Raw genomic sequence first — 14,610 nt, 5'->3', positions numbered from 1 at the left:
GGTGCGATGAAATGACGCCTGATTTGCCCCTGACGCTCTATGTCGATCGAGCCTGTCCGCTGTGTGCCCGAGAAGTTCGTTGGCTGGAACGCAGCGCCGATCCGGCAAGGCTGCGGCTGGTGGATATCAGCGCTGCCAATTTCGATCCTAAAGGGCTCGACCGGGATCTGGCGCAGCTCCGACGGCGTCTGCACGCCCGCAGCGCCAGCGGTGCCTGGCTGACCGGCGTGGACGCCACCTACTGGAGCTGGCGACTGGCAGGCCACGGTCGCTGGGCCGCACCGCTCGGCTGGCGTCCATTGCGGCCGCTGCTGTTGCTCGGTTACCAGCTGTTCGCCGTGCTGCGCCCGCATCTTGACTGGCTGCCGCATCCCGACGGTGCGAGTCGTTGCACAACCGAGTGCAATGTGCCGCAAAAGCCGTCGAAGACCAGCGCTGCAAGCGACGATCGCCTTTAGATGTCGGCAAGCAGAGGCATGCGCAGGCCAAACCCTGATTCCACAGCAGCCGGGCGGCCGATCATTTCGTCATGGCTGACCGGCTGCCGCCAGTAGACCTCACGCACACCGCACGCCCGAAGCTCCCGCTTCAAGCTGCCTTGGTCGCTCCAGACATTGCGTCTGGCCATCGGCGAACTGCCGGCGACGACCGCTGCGCTCGACCACCCAGGCGCTGTACCCGCAGCAGCGCAGACCATGCAGCTCGACCCGCTCTACTCGGCGGCGAAATAGCGCAATACGCAGCCCAAGCCTCGACACGCCCTGTTTCATACTCGGATACCTGTACAGATTCAGTTGGCCGCATAGCCCCGCAATCGCCCACCTGCCTGCCAAATGGCGGGCTCGGGCCAAGGAGTTCTTATGCAGCAGAATATTCCTGTACATTTACCTGTACAGGAAGCAATATTCGTATAGCTTTATCGCATCCCTCATCGATGCAACAGCATTCCCCTCCACGCAACAGCGCCCGGCGCACAAAAGGAACCGTCATGAACGATCTGCCTGGTCATTACCGCGAAATACTCTCCGGGGTGGGTGAAAACCCGGAGCGTGAAGGTCTGCGCGACACGCCGCAACGCGCGGCGAAGGCGATGCAATACCTGTGCGGCGGTTACAACCGCAGCCTGGAAGAGATCGTCAACGGCGCGCTGTTCGCCTCGGACAACGACGAGATGGTCATCGTCAAGGACATCGAGCTGTACTCCCTGTGCGAGCACCACATGCTGCCCTTCATCGGCAAGGCTCATGTGGCGTACATCCCCACCGGGCGCGTGCTGGGCCTGTCGAAGATTGCGCGAATCGTCGACATGTTCGCCCGCCGCCTGCAGATCCAGGAAAACCTGACCCGCCAGATCGCCGAAGCCATTCAGGAAGTCACCGGCGCCGCTGGTGTTGCGGTGGTCATCGAAGCCAAGCACATGTGCATGATGATGCGGGGCGTGGAAAAGCAGAACTCGGTGATGAACACCTCGGTGATGCTCGGCGCCTTCCGCAGCTCCTGCAACACACGGATGGAATTTCTACAGTTGATCGGGAGGGGCCAGTAATGCCGCGCCTGGAACCTGGCATGGCGCGCATCCGGGTGAAGGATCTGCGCCTGCGCACCTACATCGGCATCAACAAGGACGAGATACTCAATCGCCAGGATGTGCTGATCAATCTGAACATCCTCTACCCGGCGGTCGAGGCGGTGCGCGACAACGACATCGAGCAGGCGCTCAACTACCGCACCATCACCAAGGCGATCATTCGGCATGTCGAGCAGAGCCGCTTCGCTCTGCTCGAGCGCATGACCCAGGAAATCCTCGACCTGGTGATGGCACATCCCGCGGTGAGCTACGCCGAGGTGGAAGTCGACAAGCCGCATGCGCTGCGCTTTGCCGATTCAGTCTCGATCACCCTCGCTGGCAGTCACTGAGCACGGTGTCGTGAATATCCGCCGCGTCGTGCTCGCCAGCCTGCTTTCGCTGATCCCACTAAACGCAGCAGCGAGCTGGCGCGAAGCCGTGCCACAGGCGCGACTGATTGGCGAAGGCCAGTTGCGCTTCTTCGGCTTGCGCATCTATGACGCGCGCCTGTGGAGCGAAACCGCGCCGCTGCAAACCCGTACGGCGTTCGCGCTGGAACTGACCTATCACCGCTCCATCAGCCGCGACGACCTGGTGCGCACCAGCCTGGAAGAGATTCAGCGACTCTCCGGCGAGCCGCTCGATGCCGAACAACTGCGCCGCTGGCGCGCAGACATGCAGCAAGCCTTCGTCGATGTAAAGGCGGGTGACCGAATCACCGGCGTCTTCTTGCCCGGGCACGGCTGCCGCTTCTATGTGAATGATCGCCTGCAGCATGAGGTCGCCGACGCCGCGTTCGCCGACGCCTTCTTCGCCATCTGGCTCGACCCACGCAGCCGCGACCAGAAATTGCGGCGCAACCTGCTGGGCCAGCGATGAAAAGCCCGGCGCTGGCAGCCTATGGAATGCTCGGGCTGCCGCTGGCGATGGCCATGCTGCCGATCTATGTGCTGGTACCGAATTTCTATGCGGCCGATCTCGGCCTCGGTCTGACGCTGACCGGCGCCGTGCTGTTTCTCGCCCGTCTGCTGGATACCGTGCAAGACCCCTGGCTTGGCCGCCTTATCGATCGCCGCTCACCACGTGGCTGGACCATTCTGCTCGGCGTCGCGGCTGTGTTGCTGAGCCTGGCGATGGCGGGACTGCTGATCCCACCCGGCAACTTCGGCAGTTTTGGCCTAGCCGCGTGGCTCGGCGCGTTGCTGGCGCTCACCTATACCTTGCACAGCCTGATCAACATCACCTATCTGGCCTGGGGCGCGCGCCTCTCCGACCAGCCGGATACCCGCACCCGAGTCGCTGCCTGGCGCGAAGGTGCCGGGCTGTTCGGCGTGGTGCTCGCCAGCGTGCTGCCTACCGTACTGGCGACGCAATATGGCATGGCCGCGGCACTGGCAACCTTTGCTGCCACCTTCGCCGTGCTGCTGTTAGCCGGCACGGCGACCTTGTTATGCGGCGCCCCACGCCCCCACCGCACCGTGCGTACCGAAACCAGCAGCTGGCGACTGCCGCTGCGCAATCCGGCGTTCCGGCGCCTGGCGGGCGTCTACTTCATCAATGCCGTGGCGGTGGCGATCCCGGCCACCCTGGCGCTGTTCTTCATCGCCGACCGCCTGCAACTGGCGCGACTGACCGGCCTGTTCCTGGCGCTTTACTTCATCAGCGGCGCATTGGGTCTGCCGCTCTGGACCCGTCTGGCCGATCGCATCGGCAAACGACGCAGCTGGCGGATCGGCATGCTCACCGCCTGCGCCGCCTTTATCTGGGCGGTGCTGATGGAGCCGGGCTCGGCCTGGGCCTATGCCGGCGTCTGCATGATGTCCGGCCTTGCCCTCGGAGCCGATCTGGCCCTGCCACCAGCGCTGCTGGCCGACATCATCCCAGTCGAGGAGCGTGATTCCACTGCCGCCTACTTCGGCTTGTGGAGCTTTCTCGCCAAGCTGGCGCTCGCACTCGCCGGTCTGGCTTTGCCATTGCTGGCGTTGAGCGACTACCAACCGGGCAACGCGGCCGGCTGGAACCTTGCGCTGGTCTACGCCGGCCTGCCCTGCCTGCTGAAGCTACTGGCAGCGCGGCTACTCACTTCCCTGCCCTGCGGAGAAACGAAATCATGAAAAAGGTACTGATCCTGGCTTGCTGCCTGCTACTGCTCAGCTGCACCGCCGTCGATGTCGAGCATTACCGAGACGAGGAGCCGCAGCTGGATCTGCGCAAGTATTTCGTCGACACGGTGGATGCCTGGGGCATGTTCCAGAAGCGCTCCGGCGAGGTCGTCAAGCGCTTTCATGTCGAGATCGAAGGCAGCCTCGATGGCGACAAGCTGATCCTCGACGAACACTTCCGCTACAGCGACGGCACTACCCAGCAACGCGTCTGGACGCTGACCGAGGAACGCCCGGGGCACTGGCGCGGCACGGCTGCAGACGTGGTCGGCGAGGCCGTTGGCGAAGTGGCCGGCAATGCCCTGCGCTGGCGCTACGTGCTCAGCCTGCCGGCGGATGACAAGGTTTACGACGTAGACCTGGACGACTGGATGTACCTGATCGACGAGAACACCCTGGCCAACCGTTCGTTCATGAGCAAGTTTGGCGTCGAGGTGGGACAGGTCACCCTGTTCTTCCGCAAACGCAACGAATGAGCGGGTGGCCTGTGGTGAGTTGGTTGAGGCAAGTCCGGATGACCATGGTTCCGAGACAAGGCGCTGCGACGAGTCATAGCGGGCCATGGTGAGGAGCAGCAACGCAGTATCGGGGCCATGGGCGCAGAAATTGACCAACTGAACTTGCCAAACAGGCCACTGATGGCACCTGCAGGGCACCGAGCGGGCCAAGTTGTTCTAGAATGCGCGGCATGCCCTTTCAGGATGTCGTGACATGATCAATGCCAAGCTGTTGCAACTGGTTATCGAAGCCTCCAACGACGGGATCGTGGTCGCCGAACAGGAAGGCGATGACAACATCCTGATCTACGCCAACCCAGCGTTCGAGCGGCTGACCGGCTATGCGGTCGACGACATCCTCTACCGCGACTGCCGCTTCCTGCAGGGCGAGGACCGCGACCAGCCGGCCCTGCAGGCCATTCGCGAGGCGGTGAAGAACAACCAGCCGTGCCGCCAGATCATCCGCAACTACCGCAAGGACGGCACACCGTTCTGGAACGAGCTTTCCATTACGCCGGTGTTCAACGAGGCCGATCAGCTGACCTACTTCATCGGCATCCAGAAGAACGTCACCGCCGAGGTCGACGCCCTGCAACGCGTCGAAGCGCTGGAAGCCGAGATTCGCGAACTGAAGGCGAAGCTCGCGCAGAACTGAGCACGCCGCCCGGCCCGCGACCGCCGGGCCGTTGGCTCAACGATGCGGCAGCGCTGCGCCCTCAAGTACCCGGGCAACCCTACCTAAGTGCCGTTACTCGGTAGCGTGGATATGGGATACTGGCAAATCGCCATTTCACCATCCTGCAGTGGGCGGTTGCGCCCTAGGATTCTGTCTTGACTCTCAATGCCGTTGTACAGAACGCGGTCATGCTGCTCGCGTTGTGCTGGCTGCTGGCCTTCACTACACGCAGCTGGAACCGGAGCGGCAATCGCTCCGCACAATTGCTCGCCGGCCTCTGGTTCGGCAGCGCCTGCATCATCGGCATGCTGATCACCAGCGTCGGCCACACCGGAATCATCCTCGATGCGCGCACTGTGGTGCTGAGCATGGCTGGACTGTTCGGCGGGCCGCTGGTGGCCACGATCGCCGGCACCCTGGCTGGCGCCTATCGCCTCTGGCTCGGCGGGCCCGGTGTGGTACCGGGGCTTGCGAACGTGGCTTTGCCCATTGCGCTCGGGCTCGCCTACGGCTGTGCATATCGCAAGCGTCTGGTCGGCATCGGCTTCTGGCAATTGCTCGCGTTGGGCGTGTTGCTGCACCTTGGCGCGCTGGCGCTGGTTGCACTGATGCTGCCCAACGGGCTCGGCGCTGCCGCCGTACGGGAAGCTGCCTTGCCAGCGCTGTTGGCGCTGCCCATCGCCACCGCAACCCTCGGCGTCCTGCTCAAGGATCTGCTGGAGCGCAACAAGATCGAGCAGGCCCTGCGCTTCAGCGAAGCCCGGCTGCGCGCCATCACCCAAGCCATGCCCGACCTGCTCATGGTGCTCGACGAGGATGGCCGCTACCTGGAAATCCTCTGCGCCGAACGGAGCCTGCTGTATGACGATCCGAGCAAGCTGCTCGGTCGCCGTCTGCACGACGTCATGCCCGAAGAGGAAGAACGTCGCTTCCTCGACTTCATCCAGCTGACGCTGAACAGCGATGTACCGCAGCTGATCGAATACTGCCTGCCGACTCAGGGTGGCCTCAAGGTGTTCGAAGGCCGCGCGCTGCCGCTGGAGCAGCCGGAAGGACAGAAGCGTGCGGTGGTCTGGCTGAGCCGCGATATCACCGAACGGGTGAACACCGAGCTAGAGCGCAGGATCGCCGCCATCGCCTTCGAATCGCAGCAGGGCATGCTGATTACCGACGCGCAGAACCGCATCCTACGGGTCAACCGGGCTTTCACCCGCATCAGCGGCTACAGCCCCGCCGAGGCCATCGGTCAGACCACCGCTCTGCTCGCATCCGGCAAGCACGGCCCGGAGTTCTATCGCGCCATGTGGTCGAGCATCGAAACCACCGGCGTATGGGAAGGCGAAATCTGGAACCGGCGCAAGAGTGGCGAGATCTTTCCCGAATGGCTGACCGTCAGCGCGGTGCGCAACGCGCTCGGCGAGGTTACGCACTATGTCGCCGCCTTTACCGACATCACCGATCGTAAGGCGGCCGAAGAGCGAATTCATAATCTGGCGTTCTACGATCCGCTGACCGGTCTGCCCAACCGCCGGCTGCTGCTCGACCGCCTGCACCAGGCCATGGCCGCCAGCCGCCGCGGCAATCAGCTGGGCGCGCTGATGTTCATCGACCTCGACAACTTCAAGAACATCAACGACCTGCACGGGCACCAGACCGGCGACCAGGTGCTGCGCATCGCCGCCGAACGTCTGCACGCCGAGGTGCGCGCCAGCGACACGGTGGCGCGCCTGGGTGGCGACGAGTTCGTGGTGATGCTGGAGAACCTCGGCGATGACCCGCTACGCGCGGCGGGCCAGGCCGAGCACATCGGCATGAAGCTGCTGAACTCGCTGGATCGGCCGTATCGCCTGGCCGATCTCGCTCTGTACAGCAGCGCCAGTATCGGCGTGGTGCTGTTCGGTGCCGAAGCCAGCAGCAGCGACGAGCTGATGAAGCGCGCCGACATGTCGATGTACGAAGCGAAGATTTCCGGCAAGAACGCCCTGCGTTTCTTCGATCCGCGCATGCAGCTGGCCGTGCAGGAACGGTTGCGTCTGGAGGAAGAGATTCGCTTGGGTCTAAAGAACGGCGAATTCATACTCACTTTCCAGCCGCAACTGGAGCAGACCGAAGGCATCATCGGCGCCGAGGCGCTGGTGCGCTGGCAGCACCCGCTGCGCGGTCTACTCACTCCAGCGGCATTCATCGCCCAGGCCGAACACGCCGGTCTGATCCACACCCTCGATCAACAGGTGCTGGCGCAGGCCTGCGCACAACTGGCGCGCTGGGCCGAAACGCCGGAATTCGCCCACCTCAGCCTCTCGGTAAACCTCAGTGCACACCTGCTATACCAGGACAATTTCGTCGAGGGGGTGCTCGAGCTGCTGGAAGGGAGTGGTGCCGATCCGGCCCGGCTGAAGCTGGAGCTGACCGAAACGCTGCTGCTGGACAACATGCCCGAAGCGATCGCCCGCATGACGCGGCTCAAGCAGCACGGCATCCGTTTCGCCATCGACGACTTCGGTACCGGCTATTCCTCGATGAGCTATCTCCAGCAGCTGCCGCTGGATCAGCTGAAGATCGACCAGACCTTTATTCGCCGCCTGCCGGACGACAGCAGCAGCCTGACCATCGTGCGGGCCATCTGCGCCCTTGCGACCGGTCTGGGCCTGGAGGTCATCGCCGAAGGCGTCGAAAGCGAGCCACAACGGGCGATGCTGCTCGCCAATGGCTGCCATCGCTATCAGGGTTATCTGTTCGGCAGACCGCTATCGGCAGATGCGTTCGAGGAGCTGGTTCGCAGCACCGAGGCGGACGACGGCGTGACAGCCTGACGTGGGACGCATCGCCGGGCGATGCCCCCCGAGCCTGCGGTCAGAGCGCCAGAGGCGCGCGACCGCAGAGTGTCACCAGCGCCTTTACCCAATCCTCGTGGGTATTCAGACAGGGCACCAGCACCAGTTCCTCGCCACCCGCCTCGATGAACTGCTCACGACCGCGATCGCCGATCTCCTCGAGGGTTTCGATGCAGTCGGCGACGAAGGCCGGGCACATCACCAGCAGCTTCTTCACGCCCTGCTGCGCCAGCTCGTCGAGACGCGTCTCGGTGTAGGGCTCGATCCACTTGGCGCGGCCGAGGCGCGACTGGAAGGACACCGACCACTGATCGTCACGCAACCCGGCCTGCGCCGCGAAGCCGGCGGCGGTGCGCATGCACTGCGCGCGGTAGCAGCTGGCGAGTACCTCGCCCTCGGCACGCTGGCAACAATCATCGCCCTTCAGGCAGTGCGCGCCGGTTGGATCGGTCTTGTGCAGGTGACGCTCGGGCAGCCCGTGGAAACTCAGCAGCAGATGATCGAAATCCTGTTGCAGATGCGGCCTGGCACTGGCGGCCAGCGCGTCGAGGTACTCCGGCTGGTCGTAGAACGGCTGCAGGATCGACAACTGCAGAGACAGTCCGCGCTCGCGGATGACCCGGCGCGCTTCCTGAATGACCGTCGTCGTGGTGCTGTCGGCGAACTGCGGATAAAGCGGCGCCAAGGTGACCTGGGTGATGCCCTGCCCGGCCAGACGCGTCAGCGTGGTCTCAATGGAGGGCTCGCCGTAGCGCATCGCCAGCTCCACCGGGCCCTGCGTCCAGTGCGGACGTACCGCCTCGTGCAGACGGCGGCTCAGCACCACCAGCGGCGAACCTTCCGGCCACCAGATCGAGGCGTAGGCATGCGCCGATTGCTCGGGGCGCTTGATCAAGATCAGCGAGACCAGCAGGCGCCGCAACGGCCACGGCAGATCGATAACGTACGGATCCATCAGAAACTGGTTGAGGTAGCGGCGTACATCAGCGACTTCCGTGGAGGCCGGCGAACCCAGATTGACCAACAACAACGCCTGCTCTGTCATGCAACTTTCCTGACTACTGTTTTTAAGGTTGCGCCGTAACCCCAAGCGGGGGGCGCGCTATTTTCACACAGGGCGCACCCTTCAGGGGGGCGTCAATAGGTCGGTCAGGGCTGAATCCAGATCGTTGAAACGGAAGCGGAAACCTTCCGCCTCGACCCTCTGCGGCAACGCATGTTGCCCCCCGAGCAACAGCCCGGCCAACTCGCCGAGCAGGGGCTTGAGCACCGCTGCCGGGACTGGCAATACCGTCGGGCGATGCAGGCAGCGGCCAAGGCTGCGCGTGAACTCGACGTTGCGCACCGGGGCCGGCGCACAGGCATTGTAAGGCCCGCTTGCCGCCGGCTGGCGCAGAAGAAAATCAATCAGGGCGATTTGGTCTTCGATATGAATCCACGGCATCCATTGCCGACCATCGCCGATGCGCCCGCCCAAACCAAGCCTGAATGGCGGCAGCAACCGCTGGAGAAAGCCCCCGTCACGCGACAGCACCAGCCCGGTACGCACCAGCACCACACGCATTCCCAGCACTGTCGCCTCCATCGCGCGCTCTTCCCAGGCATTGCACAGCTGGCTGGCAAAATCGGTGGAGACCGGCTGATCGCCTTCGGTCAGGCGGTGCTCACCACCGTCGCCGTACCAACCCACGGCGGAACCGGAGATCAGCAGCGCCGGCTTCTGCTCGCACCGGCCCAGCCACTCGACCAGCTGTTCGGTGAGCTTGACCCGACTGTCCCATAGCAACGCCTTGCGCGACTTGGTCCATGGCCGATCGGCGATGGGGGCGCCGGCCAGATTGACCACCGCGTCCAGCGCCACGGCATCCAGCTGCTGCAAGCTGCCCACACCCTGCACCTCGGCACCACACAGCGCGGCAACGCGTTGCGGCGTGCGGCTCCATACCCACAGCCGATGCCCGTCCGCCAGCCAGCGCCGACACAACGCGCGACCTATCAGCCCGGTACCGCCCGTCAACAAGATGTTCATGGTGAGCTCCTGGCGCGCAGCCATTGCGCGGGTTTGACGACTTGCTTGAAAGCATACACCTATACACAGGCACATGAGCCGTACAGTATTTTCACGCCACCGCTTCGGCTGAGCCACTGACGCACATCAGGCCGGCCGACAAGCGCTGTAGATCGGTCAGCCACCAAAAACTCCCTCGGTACGCGGCGACAACTATCCAAAGCCATTCGTTGACACATTTGTACAGGATTATGCACTTACTTGTACATCATGTATTGACTTGTACAACACCGCGATTATGATGGCCACAAGTTGTACAGAAACCCAACTTGTACAAGACGAGGTCGCCATCATGCACACCAAGCTCCCCACGCCCAAGATTGGAATCAGCGCCTGCCTGCTTGGTAATCCGGTGCGTTTCAACGGTGGCCACAAGGAATCACGCCTGTGCAGCGAAACCCTGGCGCAGCACTTCGAGTTCGTGCCGGTGTGCCCGGAGGTTGCCATCGGCCTTGGCACACCTCGCGAGCCGATCCGCCTGGTCGGTGACACCGACGCACCAAAGGCTGTCGGCACCGTACGTCCCGAGCTGGATGTCACCGAAGCCCTCGCCGCCTACGGTCGGCAGATCGCCGAGCAGTTGCACGACATCAACGGCTACATCCTTATGCAGAAATCGCCGTCCTGCGGCATGGAGCGGGTCAAGGTCTATGCCGCCAACGGCCATACCCAGCCCGGAGGTGGTAGCGGCGTGTTCGCCCAGGCGCTGATGCAGGCCTGTCCGGATCTGCCGGTCGAAGAGGACGGTCGACTGAACGATGCCGTGCTGCGCGAAAACTTCCTCACCCGCGTCTATGCCCATGCCGACTGGCAGCGCCTGCGCCAGGCCGGCCTCAGCCGCCGGGCCATCGTCGATTTCCACTCGCGCTACAAGTACCAGCTGATGGCGAGCAACCCGCTGCAGTACAAGGTGCTCGGCCGGCTGGTCGCGCAACTGGCGGAACACTCGCTGGAGGAGTTCGCACCGCAGTACTTCAGCCAGCTGATGCAGGCGCTGAAGAAGCCGGCCACCCGCGGTACGCACTGCAACGTGCTGCTGCATCTAAGCGGTTACCTCAAGGACGCGCTTGGCGCGGAGGACCGCCGCGAGATGCGCCACCTCATCGATCAGTATCGCGCCGGCGTCATCCCGCTGGTGGTGCCGCTGACCCTGCTCAAGCACCACTTCCGTCGGCATCCCGATCATTACGTCGCACGCCAGGCCTACATGCAGCCGCATCCCGAAACCCTCAGCCTGCGCAACGGAATCTGAACATGAATGAATCAACGGACCTGACGCAGCTGACGGCCGACGGCCTCCTGCCGATCCGCGAAGTGGCGCGCATCACCGGCGTCAACGCCGTGACCCTGCGTGCCTGGGAGCGCCGTTACGGGCTGATCGTCCCGCTGCGCACGCCCAAGGGCCATCGGCTGTACGAAGAAGCACATATCCAGCGCATCCGCGACATCCTCACCTGGCTCAATCGCGGCGTTTCGGTCAGCCAGATCAAGCCGCTGCTGGACACCACCACGCCGCCGGAGCTGCCCAGGCAGAACCAGTGGTCGGAGCTGCTCGAAGAGCTGCTGCAGGCCATCGACCGCCTCAGCGAACGGCGCCTGGACGATGCCTTCAACCGGGCCATGGCGCTGTATCCGCCGCGCACGCTCTGCCAGCACCTGCTGCATCCACTGCTCGAGGCACTCGAACAGCGCTGGCAGGGCCAGTACGGTGCAGCGGTGGAGCGGGCGCTGGTTCATTCCTGGCTGCGCAGCAAACTGGCGACCCGCATCTATTTCAACAACCGGCAGCAGGTCGGGCGTCCGCTGTTGCTCGCCAATCTGGATAACGAGTCCTTCGCGCCCGGTCTGTGGTTGACCGCCTGGCTCGTCTCCAGCACCGACTGCCCAGTTGAAGTCGTCGAGTGGCCGGTACCGCTAAACGAGCTGAACCTGGCGATGGAGCGCATCCTGCCGCGCGCCCTGTTGCTCTATGCGAGCAACAGCCTGCCGGGCAACTGCCTGCAACGCGACCTGCCGCGTCTGATCGAGCAAAGCGTCGCGCCGCTCTGTGTGGCCGGGCCGGCCGTTCATATCCATGCACCCGAGCTGCACCGACATCGCGGGCTGATGCTCGCTGAGGGTCCCCTCGGCGCCCTGCAGCAACTGCATGGCGCCGGCCTGCTGCCCGGTAGCGAAGGGAGTGCGTCATGACCCAGCTGCTCTGGCTGCGCAGCGATCTGCGCACAAGCGACAACACCGCCCTCGCGGCTGCGATGGCTTGCGGCCCTACCGTGGCGCTGTATCTGGTGACCCCGGGGCAATGGCTCGCCCACGATGACGCCCCGTGCAAGGTCGACTTCTGGCTGCGTAACCTCGCCGAGCTGTCGACGCGGCTGGGCGCGCTCAACGTCCCGCTGCTGATTCGCGAGGTCGATGATTGGCAGACGGTACCCGACGCGCTGCTGAAGGTCTGCCGCGAACAGGGCGTGCAGCGGCTGCATTACAACGACGAGTACGGGGTAAACGAGCAGCGCCGCGATCAGGCAGTTACGACGCATCTGGAAGCGGCCGGCATCAGCGTGCGCGGCCATCTCGACCAGCTGCTGTTCACTCCGGGTAGCGTACAGACGCAGTCGGGCAGCTACTTCAAGGTGTTCAGCCAGTTCCGCAAGGCCTGCCTTGCCCGCCTGAGCGTATCGCTGCCAGCCTGCGAGCCGGTGCCTGCGGCCCAGGCGCCGCTGGGTATCACCAGTGACCCGATACCCACGACGGTCACCGGTTTTCCGCGACCCACGGACTATCTGCGCGCGCTCTGGCCAGCCGGCGAAGCCTTCGCCCAACGCCGCCTGGCAGCGTTCGTCGAAGATGACCTGAACGAATACCACCAGCGCCGCGACCTGCCCGCCGAGCCCGGCACCAGCCAGCTGTCGGCCTACCTCGCCGCCGGCGTCATTTCCATCCGCCAGTGCCTGCACGCGGCGCTTGGCTACAACCAGGGCGAGCTGGACAGCGGCAGCACCGGCGTCACCACCTGGATCAACGAACTGCTCTGGCGCGAGTTCTACAAGCACATCCTGGTCGGCTATCCGCGGGTGTCCATGTACCGCGCCTTCCGCCCGGAAACCGAGGCACTGCCCTGGCGGCGCACGCCGTATGAGCTGGAAGCATGGCAGCAGGGCCGCACCGGCTTTCCGATCATCGATGCGGCCATGCGCCAGATGCAGGAAACCGGCTGGATGCACAACCGTCTGCGCATGGTCGTCGCCATGTTCCTCAGCAAGAACCTGCTGATCGACTGGCGTGAGGGCGAGCGCTGGTTCATGCGTCACCTGATCGACGGCGACCTGGCCGCCAACAATGGCGGCTGGCAATGGAGCGCGTCCACCGGCACGGATTCGGTGCCCTACTTCCGCCTGTTCAATCCGATCAGCCAGTCGCAACGCTTCGACCCGGACGGGCAGTTCCTGCGCCGCTGGCTTCCCGAGCTGCAGCACCTGAGCAGGCGCGACGTGCATAACCCGTCGGCGCACCGCAGCCTGTTCGGCGTAACCGAGTACCCCGCCCCCATCGTCGACCTCGGCGCCAGCCGGGCGCGGGCGCTGGATGCCTTCCGCAACCTGCCGGATGCGCAAGCATGAGCGGCTTCCTGCAGTCTTTCGCCTGCGAGTTCGCCCGCCTCGACGCGAGCAATCTCGACCGCCTGCGCGACCTCTACAGCGCCGACGTGCACTTCACTGACCCGCTGCATGAGGTCTGCGGGCTCGTCGAGCTGGAACGCTATTTCAGCGAGCTGTACGCCAACGTCGAACACCTGCATTTCGAGTTCATCAGCCACGACGAGGTATGCGACGGCCAGGGCTATCTGCGCTGGATCATGAGCTACCGTCATCCGCGGCTGAACGGCGGCGAGCTGATCAGCCTCGAAGGCTGCTCGCTGCTGCGCTGGAATGGCGCAGGCAAAGTCGTCCGCCACCGCGACTACTTCGATGCCGGCGCCCTGCTCTATCAGCATGTGCCGCTGCTCGGCGCGGCCATTCGCTGGCTGCAGCGGAGGCTCGCGTGAACCTCTCGCGACGTATCTGGCTGACCGGCGCCAGCAGTGGCATCGGCCTGGAGCTGGCGCGCCAACTGCTCGCCGCCGGGCACTGCCTGGCACTCTCGGCGCGCCGTGCCGAGCCGCTGCAGGCCTTTGCCCGGCGTTACCCGGGGCGAGTACTGGTGTTGCCCGGGGATCTCACCGACAGCGAACAGGTGCACGACATCGGCACCGCCATCCAGACGCAATGGGGCGCACTGGACAGCGTGATCCTCAACGCCGGCACCTGCGAATACATCGACGCTGGCCGGTTCGACGCGGCGCTGCTGGGGCGTGTGATGGGCGCCAACGTGCTTGCCGTCGGCTACTGCATCGAGGCCGCATTGCCACTGCTGCGCCAAGGGGTGCGCCCGCATCTGGTCGGTGTCGGCAGCTCGGTGACCTGGCTGCCGCTACCGCGTGCCGGGGCTTACGGCGCATCCAAGGCTGCGCTGCGCTACCTGCTCGAATCACTGCGTCTGGATCTGGCCAGCGAGGGCATCGACGTTACCCTCGTCAGCCCCGGTTTCGTCGACACGCCGCTGACCCGTCGCAACGACTTTGCCATGCCCATGACCTGGCCGGCGGACAAGGCCGCACGGCAGATCGCCCGGCACCTGGAACGCCGCCCGCTGCACATCGCTTTTCCCGCGCCGTTCATCGCCGTACTGCGCCTGCTCTCACTGCTGCCCGCACGCCTGCAATTCGCCCTCGGCCGGCGACTAGCGCGCACGCCACTCAAGGAAGGATAA

General features: G+C 64.4%; 15 protein-coding genes. 13 read left to right on the top strand and 2 right to left on the bottom strand.

All coding sequences use genetic code 11. From position 1 onward, the window contains the following. Nucleotides 1–11: 11 nt before the first annotated feature. The 8 genes from BM275_RS05780 (at nt 12) to BM275_RS05740 (ending at nt 7,715) form a co-directional block, all read left to right on the top strand. Complete coding sequence (locus BM275_RS05780; RefSeq protein WP_090519883.1) at nt 12–458, top strand: thiol-disulfide oxidoreductase DCC family protein; 447 nt, start codon at nt 12–14, stop codon at nt 456–458. A 530-nt stretch (nt 459–988) separates the two neighbouring features. After that, nucleotides 989–1,546 carry a GTP cyclohydrolase I FolE gene (gene folE / locus BM275_RS05770; RefSeq protein WP_014820374.1) on the top strand — a complete coding sequence of 186 codons (558 nt, stop codon included), beginning with the start codon at nt 989–991 and terminating at the stop codon, nt 1,544–1,546. Next, the gene (gene folX / locus BM275_RS05765; RefSeq protein ID WP_090519877.1) at nt 1,546–1,917 is read left to right on the top strand and encodes a dihydroneopterin triphosphate 2'-epimerase; all 372 of its coding nucleotides are present in this window, start codon (nt 1,546–1,548) and stop codon (nt 1,915–1,917) included. Before folE ends, folX begins: the two co-directional genes overlap by 1 nt. A 10-nt stretch (nt 1,918–1,927) precedes the next feature. Continuing rightward, nucleotides 1,928–2,446 carry a chalcone isomerase family protein gene (locus BM275_RS05760; protein ID WP_090519875.1) on the top strand — a complete coding sequence of 173 codons (519 nt, stop codon included), beginning with the start codon at nt 1,928–1,930 and terminating at the stop codon, nt 2,444–2,446. Then, the gene (locus tag BM275_RS05755) at nt 2,443–3,681 is read left to right on the top strand and encodes an MFS transporter (RefSeq protein WP_090519873.1); all 1,239 of its coding nucleotides are present in this window, start codon (nt 2,443–2,445) and stop codon (nt 3,679–3,681) included. The genes BM275_RS05760 and BM275_RS05755 overlap by 4 nt, the downstream gene beginning before the upstream one ends. Further along, nucleotides 3,678–4,205 (top strand): DUF3833 domain-containing protein, encoded by a 528-nt coding sequence (locus BM275_RS05750; RefSeq protein ID WP_090519869.1) that lies wholly within the window; start codon nt 3,678–3,680, stop codon nt 4,203–4,205. The genes BM275_RS05755 and BM275_RS05750 overlap by 4 nt, the downstream gene beginning before the upstream one ends. Before the next feature lie 235 nt (nt 4,206–4,440). After that, nucleotides 4,441–4,881: a PAS sensor domain-containing protein gene (locus tag BM275_RS05745; protein WP_014820379.1), complete on the top strand. Its 441-nt coding sequence runs from the start codon at nt 4,441–4,443 to the stop codon at nt 4,879–4,881. Nucleotides 4,882–5,057: 176 nt separating this feature from the next. Then, complete coding sequence (locus BM275_RS05740) at nt 5,058–7,715, top strand: EAL domain-containing protein (protein ID WP_090519866.1); 2,658 nt, start codon at nt 5,058–5,060, stop codon at nt 7,713–7,715. Nucleotides 7,716–7,755: 40 nt separating this feature from the next. On the opposite strand, the gene hemH is transcribed toward BM275_RS05740, so the two are convergent. Then, nucleotides 7,756–8,781, bottom strand: a complete 1,026-nt coding sequence (gene hemH / locus BM275_RS05735) for a ferrochelatase (protein WP_090519861.1) — start codon at nt 8,779–8,781, stop codon at nt 7,756–7,758. Nucleotides 8,782–8,862: 81 nt separating this feature from the next. After that, on the bottom strand, nt 8,863–9,765 hold the full coding sequence (locus BM275_RS05730; RefSeq protein WP_090519857.1) for a TIGR01777 family oxidoreductase: 903 nt from the start codon (nt 9,763–9,765) through the stop codon (nt 8,863–8,865). Between the two features lie 331 nt (nt 9,766–10,096). Between BM275_RS05730 and BM275_RS05725 the strand changes: the two genes are divergently transcribed. The 5 genes from BM275_RS05725 to BM275_RS05705 are packed head-to-tail and all read left to right on the top strand — an operon-like array spanning nt 10,097 to nt 14,610. Further along, on the top strand, nt 10,097–11,056 hold the full coding sequence (locus BM275_RS05725) for a YbgA family protein (protein WP_023443726.1): 960 nt from the start codon (nt 10,097–10,099) through the stop codon (nt 11,054–11,056). Nucleotides 11,057–11,058: 2 nt separating this feature from the next. Next, on the top strand, nt 11,059–11,994 hold the full coding sequence (locus tag BM275_RS05720; protein WP_014820384.1) for a MerR family transcriptional regulator: 936 nt from the start codon (nt 11,059–11,061) through the stop codon (nt 11,992–11,994). Then, complete coding sequence (gene phrB / locus BM275_RS05715; protein WP_090519853.1) at nt 11,991–13,421, top strand: deoxyribodipyrimidine photo-lyase; 1,431 nt, start codon at nt 11,991–11,993, stop codon at nt 13,419–13,421. Before BM275_RS05720 ends, phrB begins: the two co-directional genes overlap by 4 nt. Beyond that, complete coding sequence (locus BM275_RS05710) at nt 13,418–13,846, top strand: nuclear transport factor 2 family protein (protein ID WP_090519850.1); 429 nt, start codon at nt 13,418–13,420, stop codon at nt 13,844–13,846. Before phrB ends, BM275_RS05710 begins: the two co-directional genes overlap by 4 nt. Then, nucleotides 13,843–14,610, top strand: coding sequence for an SDR family NAD(P)-dependent oxidoreductase (locus tag BM275_RS05705; RefSeq protein WP_090519847.1), 768 nt, complete (start codon nt 13,843–13,845; stop codon nt 14,608–14,610). Before BM275_RS05710 ends, BM275_RS05705 begins: the two co-directional genes overlap by 4 nt.

Source organism: Stutzerimonas kunmingensis, from assembly GCF_900114065.1.
GTDB lineage: Bacteria > Pseudomonadota > Gammaproteobacteria > Pseudomonadales > Pseudomonadaceae > Stutzerimonas > Stutzerimonas kunmingensis.
The sequence above is the reverse complement of the archived record's forward strand: the minus strand, read 5'-3'. Positions and strand labels throughout refer to the sequence as shown.

Coding starts and splice junctions, on each gene's coding strand:
- folE (WP_014820374.1), top strand. CDS start 989: ATGAACGATCTGCCTGGTCATTACCGCGAAATACTCTCCGGGGTGGGT.
- phrB (WP_090519853.1), top strand. CDS start 11,991: ATGACCCAGCTGCTCTGGCTGCGCAGCGATCTGCGCACAAGCGACAAC.
- BM275_RS05720 (WP_014820384.1), top strand. CDS start 11,059: ATGAATGAATCAACGGACCTGACGCAGCTGACGGCCGACGGCCTCCTG.
- hemH (WP_090519861.1), bottom strand. CDS start 8,781: ATGACAGAGCAGGCGTTGTTGTTGGTCAATCTGGGTTCGCCGGCCTCC.
- BM275_RS05710 (WP_090519850.1), top strand. CDS start 13,418: ATGAGCGGCTTCCTGCAGTCTTTCGCCTGCGAGTTCGCCCGCCTCGAC.
- BM275_RS05780 (WP_090519883.1), top strand. CDS start 12: ATGACGCCTGATTTGCCCCTGACGCTCTATGTCGATCGAGCCTGTCCG.
- BM275_RS05725 (WP_023443726.1), top strand. CDS start 10,097: ATGCACACCAAGCTCCCCACGCCCAAGATTGGAATCAGCGCCTGCCTG.
- folX (WP_090519877.1), top strand. CDS start 1,546: ATGCCGCGCCTGGAACCTGGCATGGCGCGCATCCGGGTGAAGGATCTG.
- BM275_RS05730 (WP_090519857.1), bottom strand. CDS start 9,765: ATGAACATCTTGTTGACGGGCGGTACCGGGCTGATAGGTCGCGCGTTG.
- BM275_RS05755 (WP_090519873.1), top strand. CDS start 2,443: ATGAAAAGCCCGGCGCTGGCAGCCTATGGAATGCTCGGGCTGCCGCTG.
- BM275_RS05745 (WP_014820379.1), top strand. CDS start 4,441: ATGATCAATGCCAAGCTGTTGCAACTGGTTATCGAAGCCTCCAACGAC.
- BM275_RS05750 (WP_090519869.1), top strand. CDS start 3,678: ATGAAAAAGGTACTGATCCTGGCTTGCTGCCTGCTACTGCTCAGCTGC.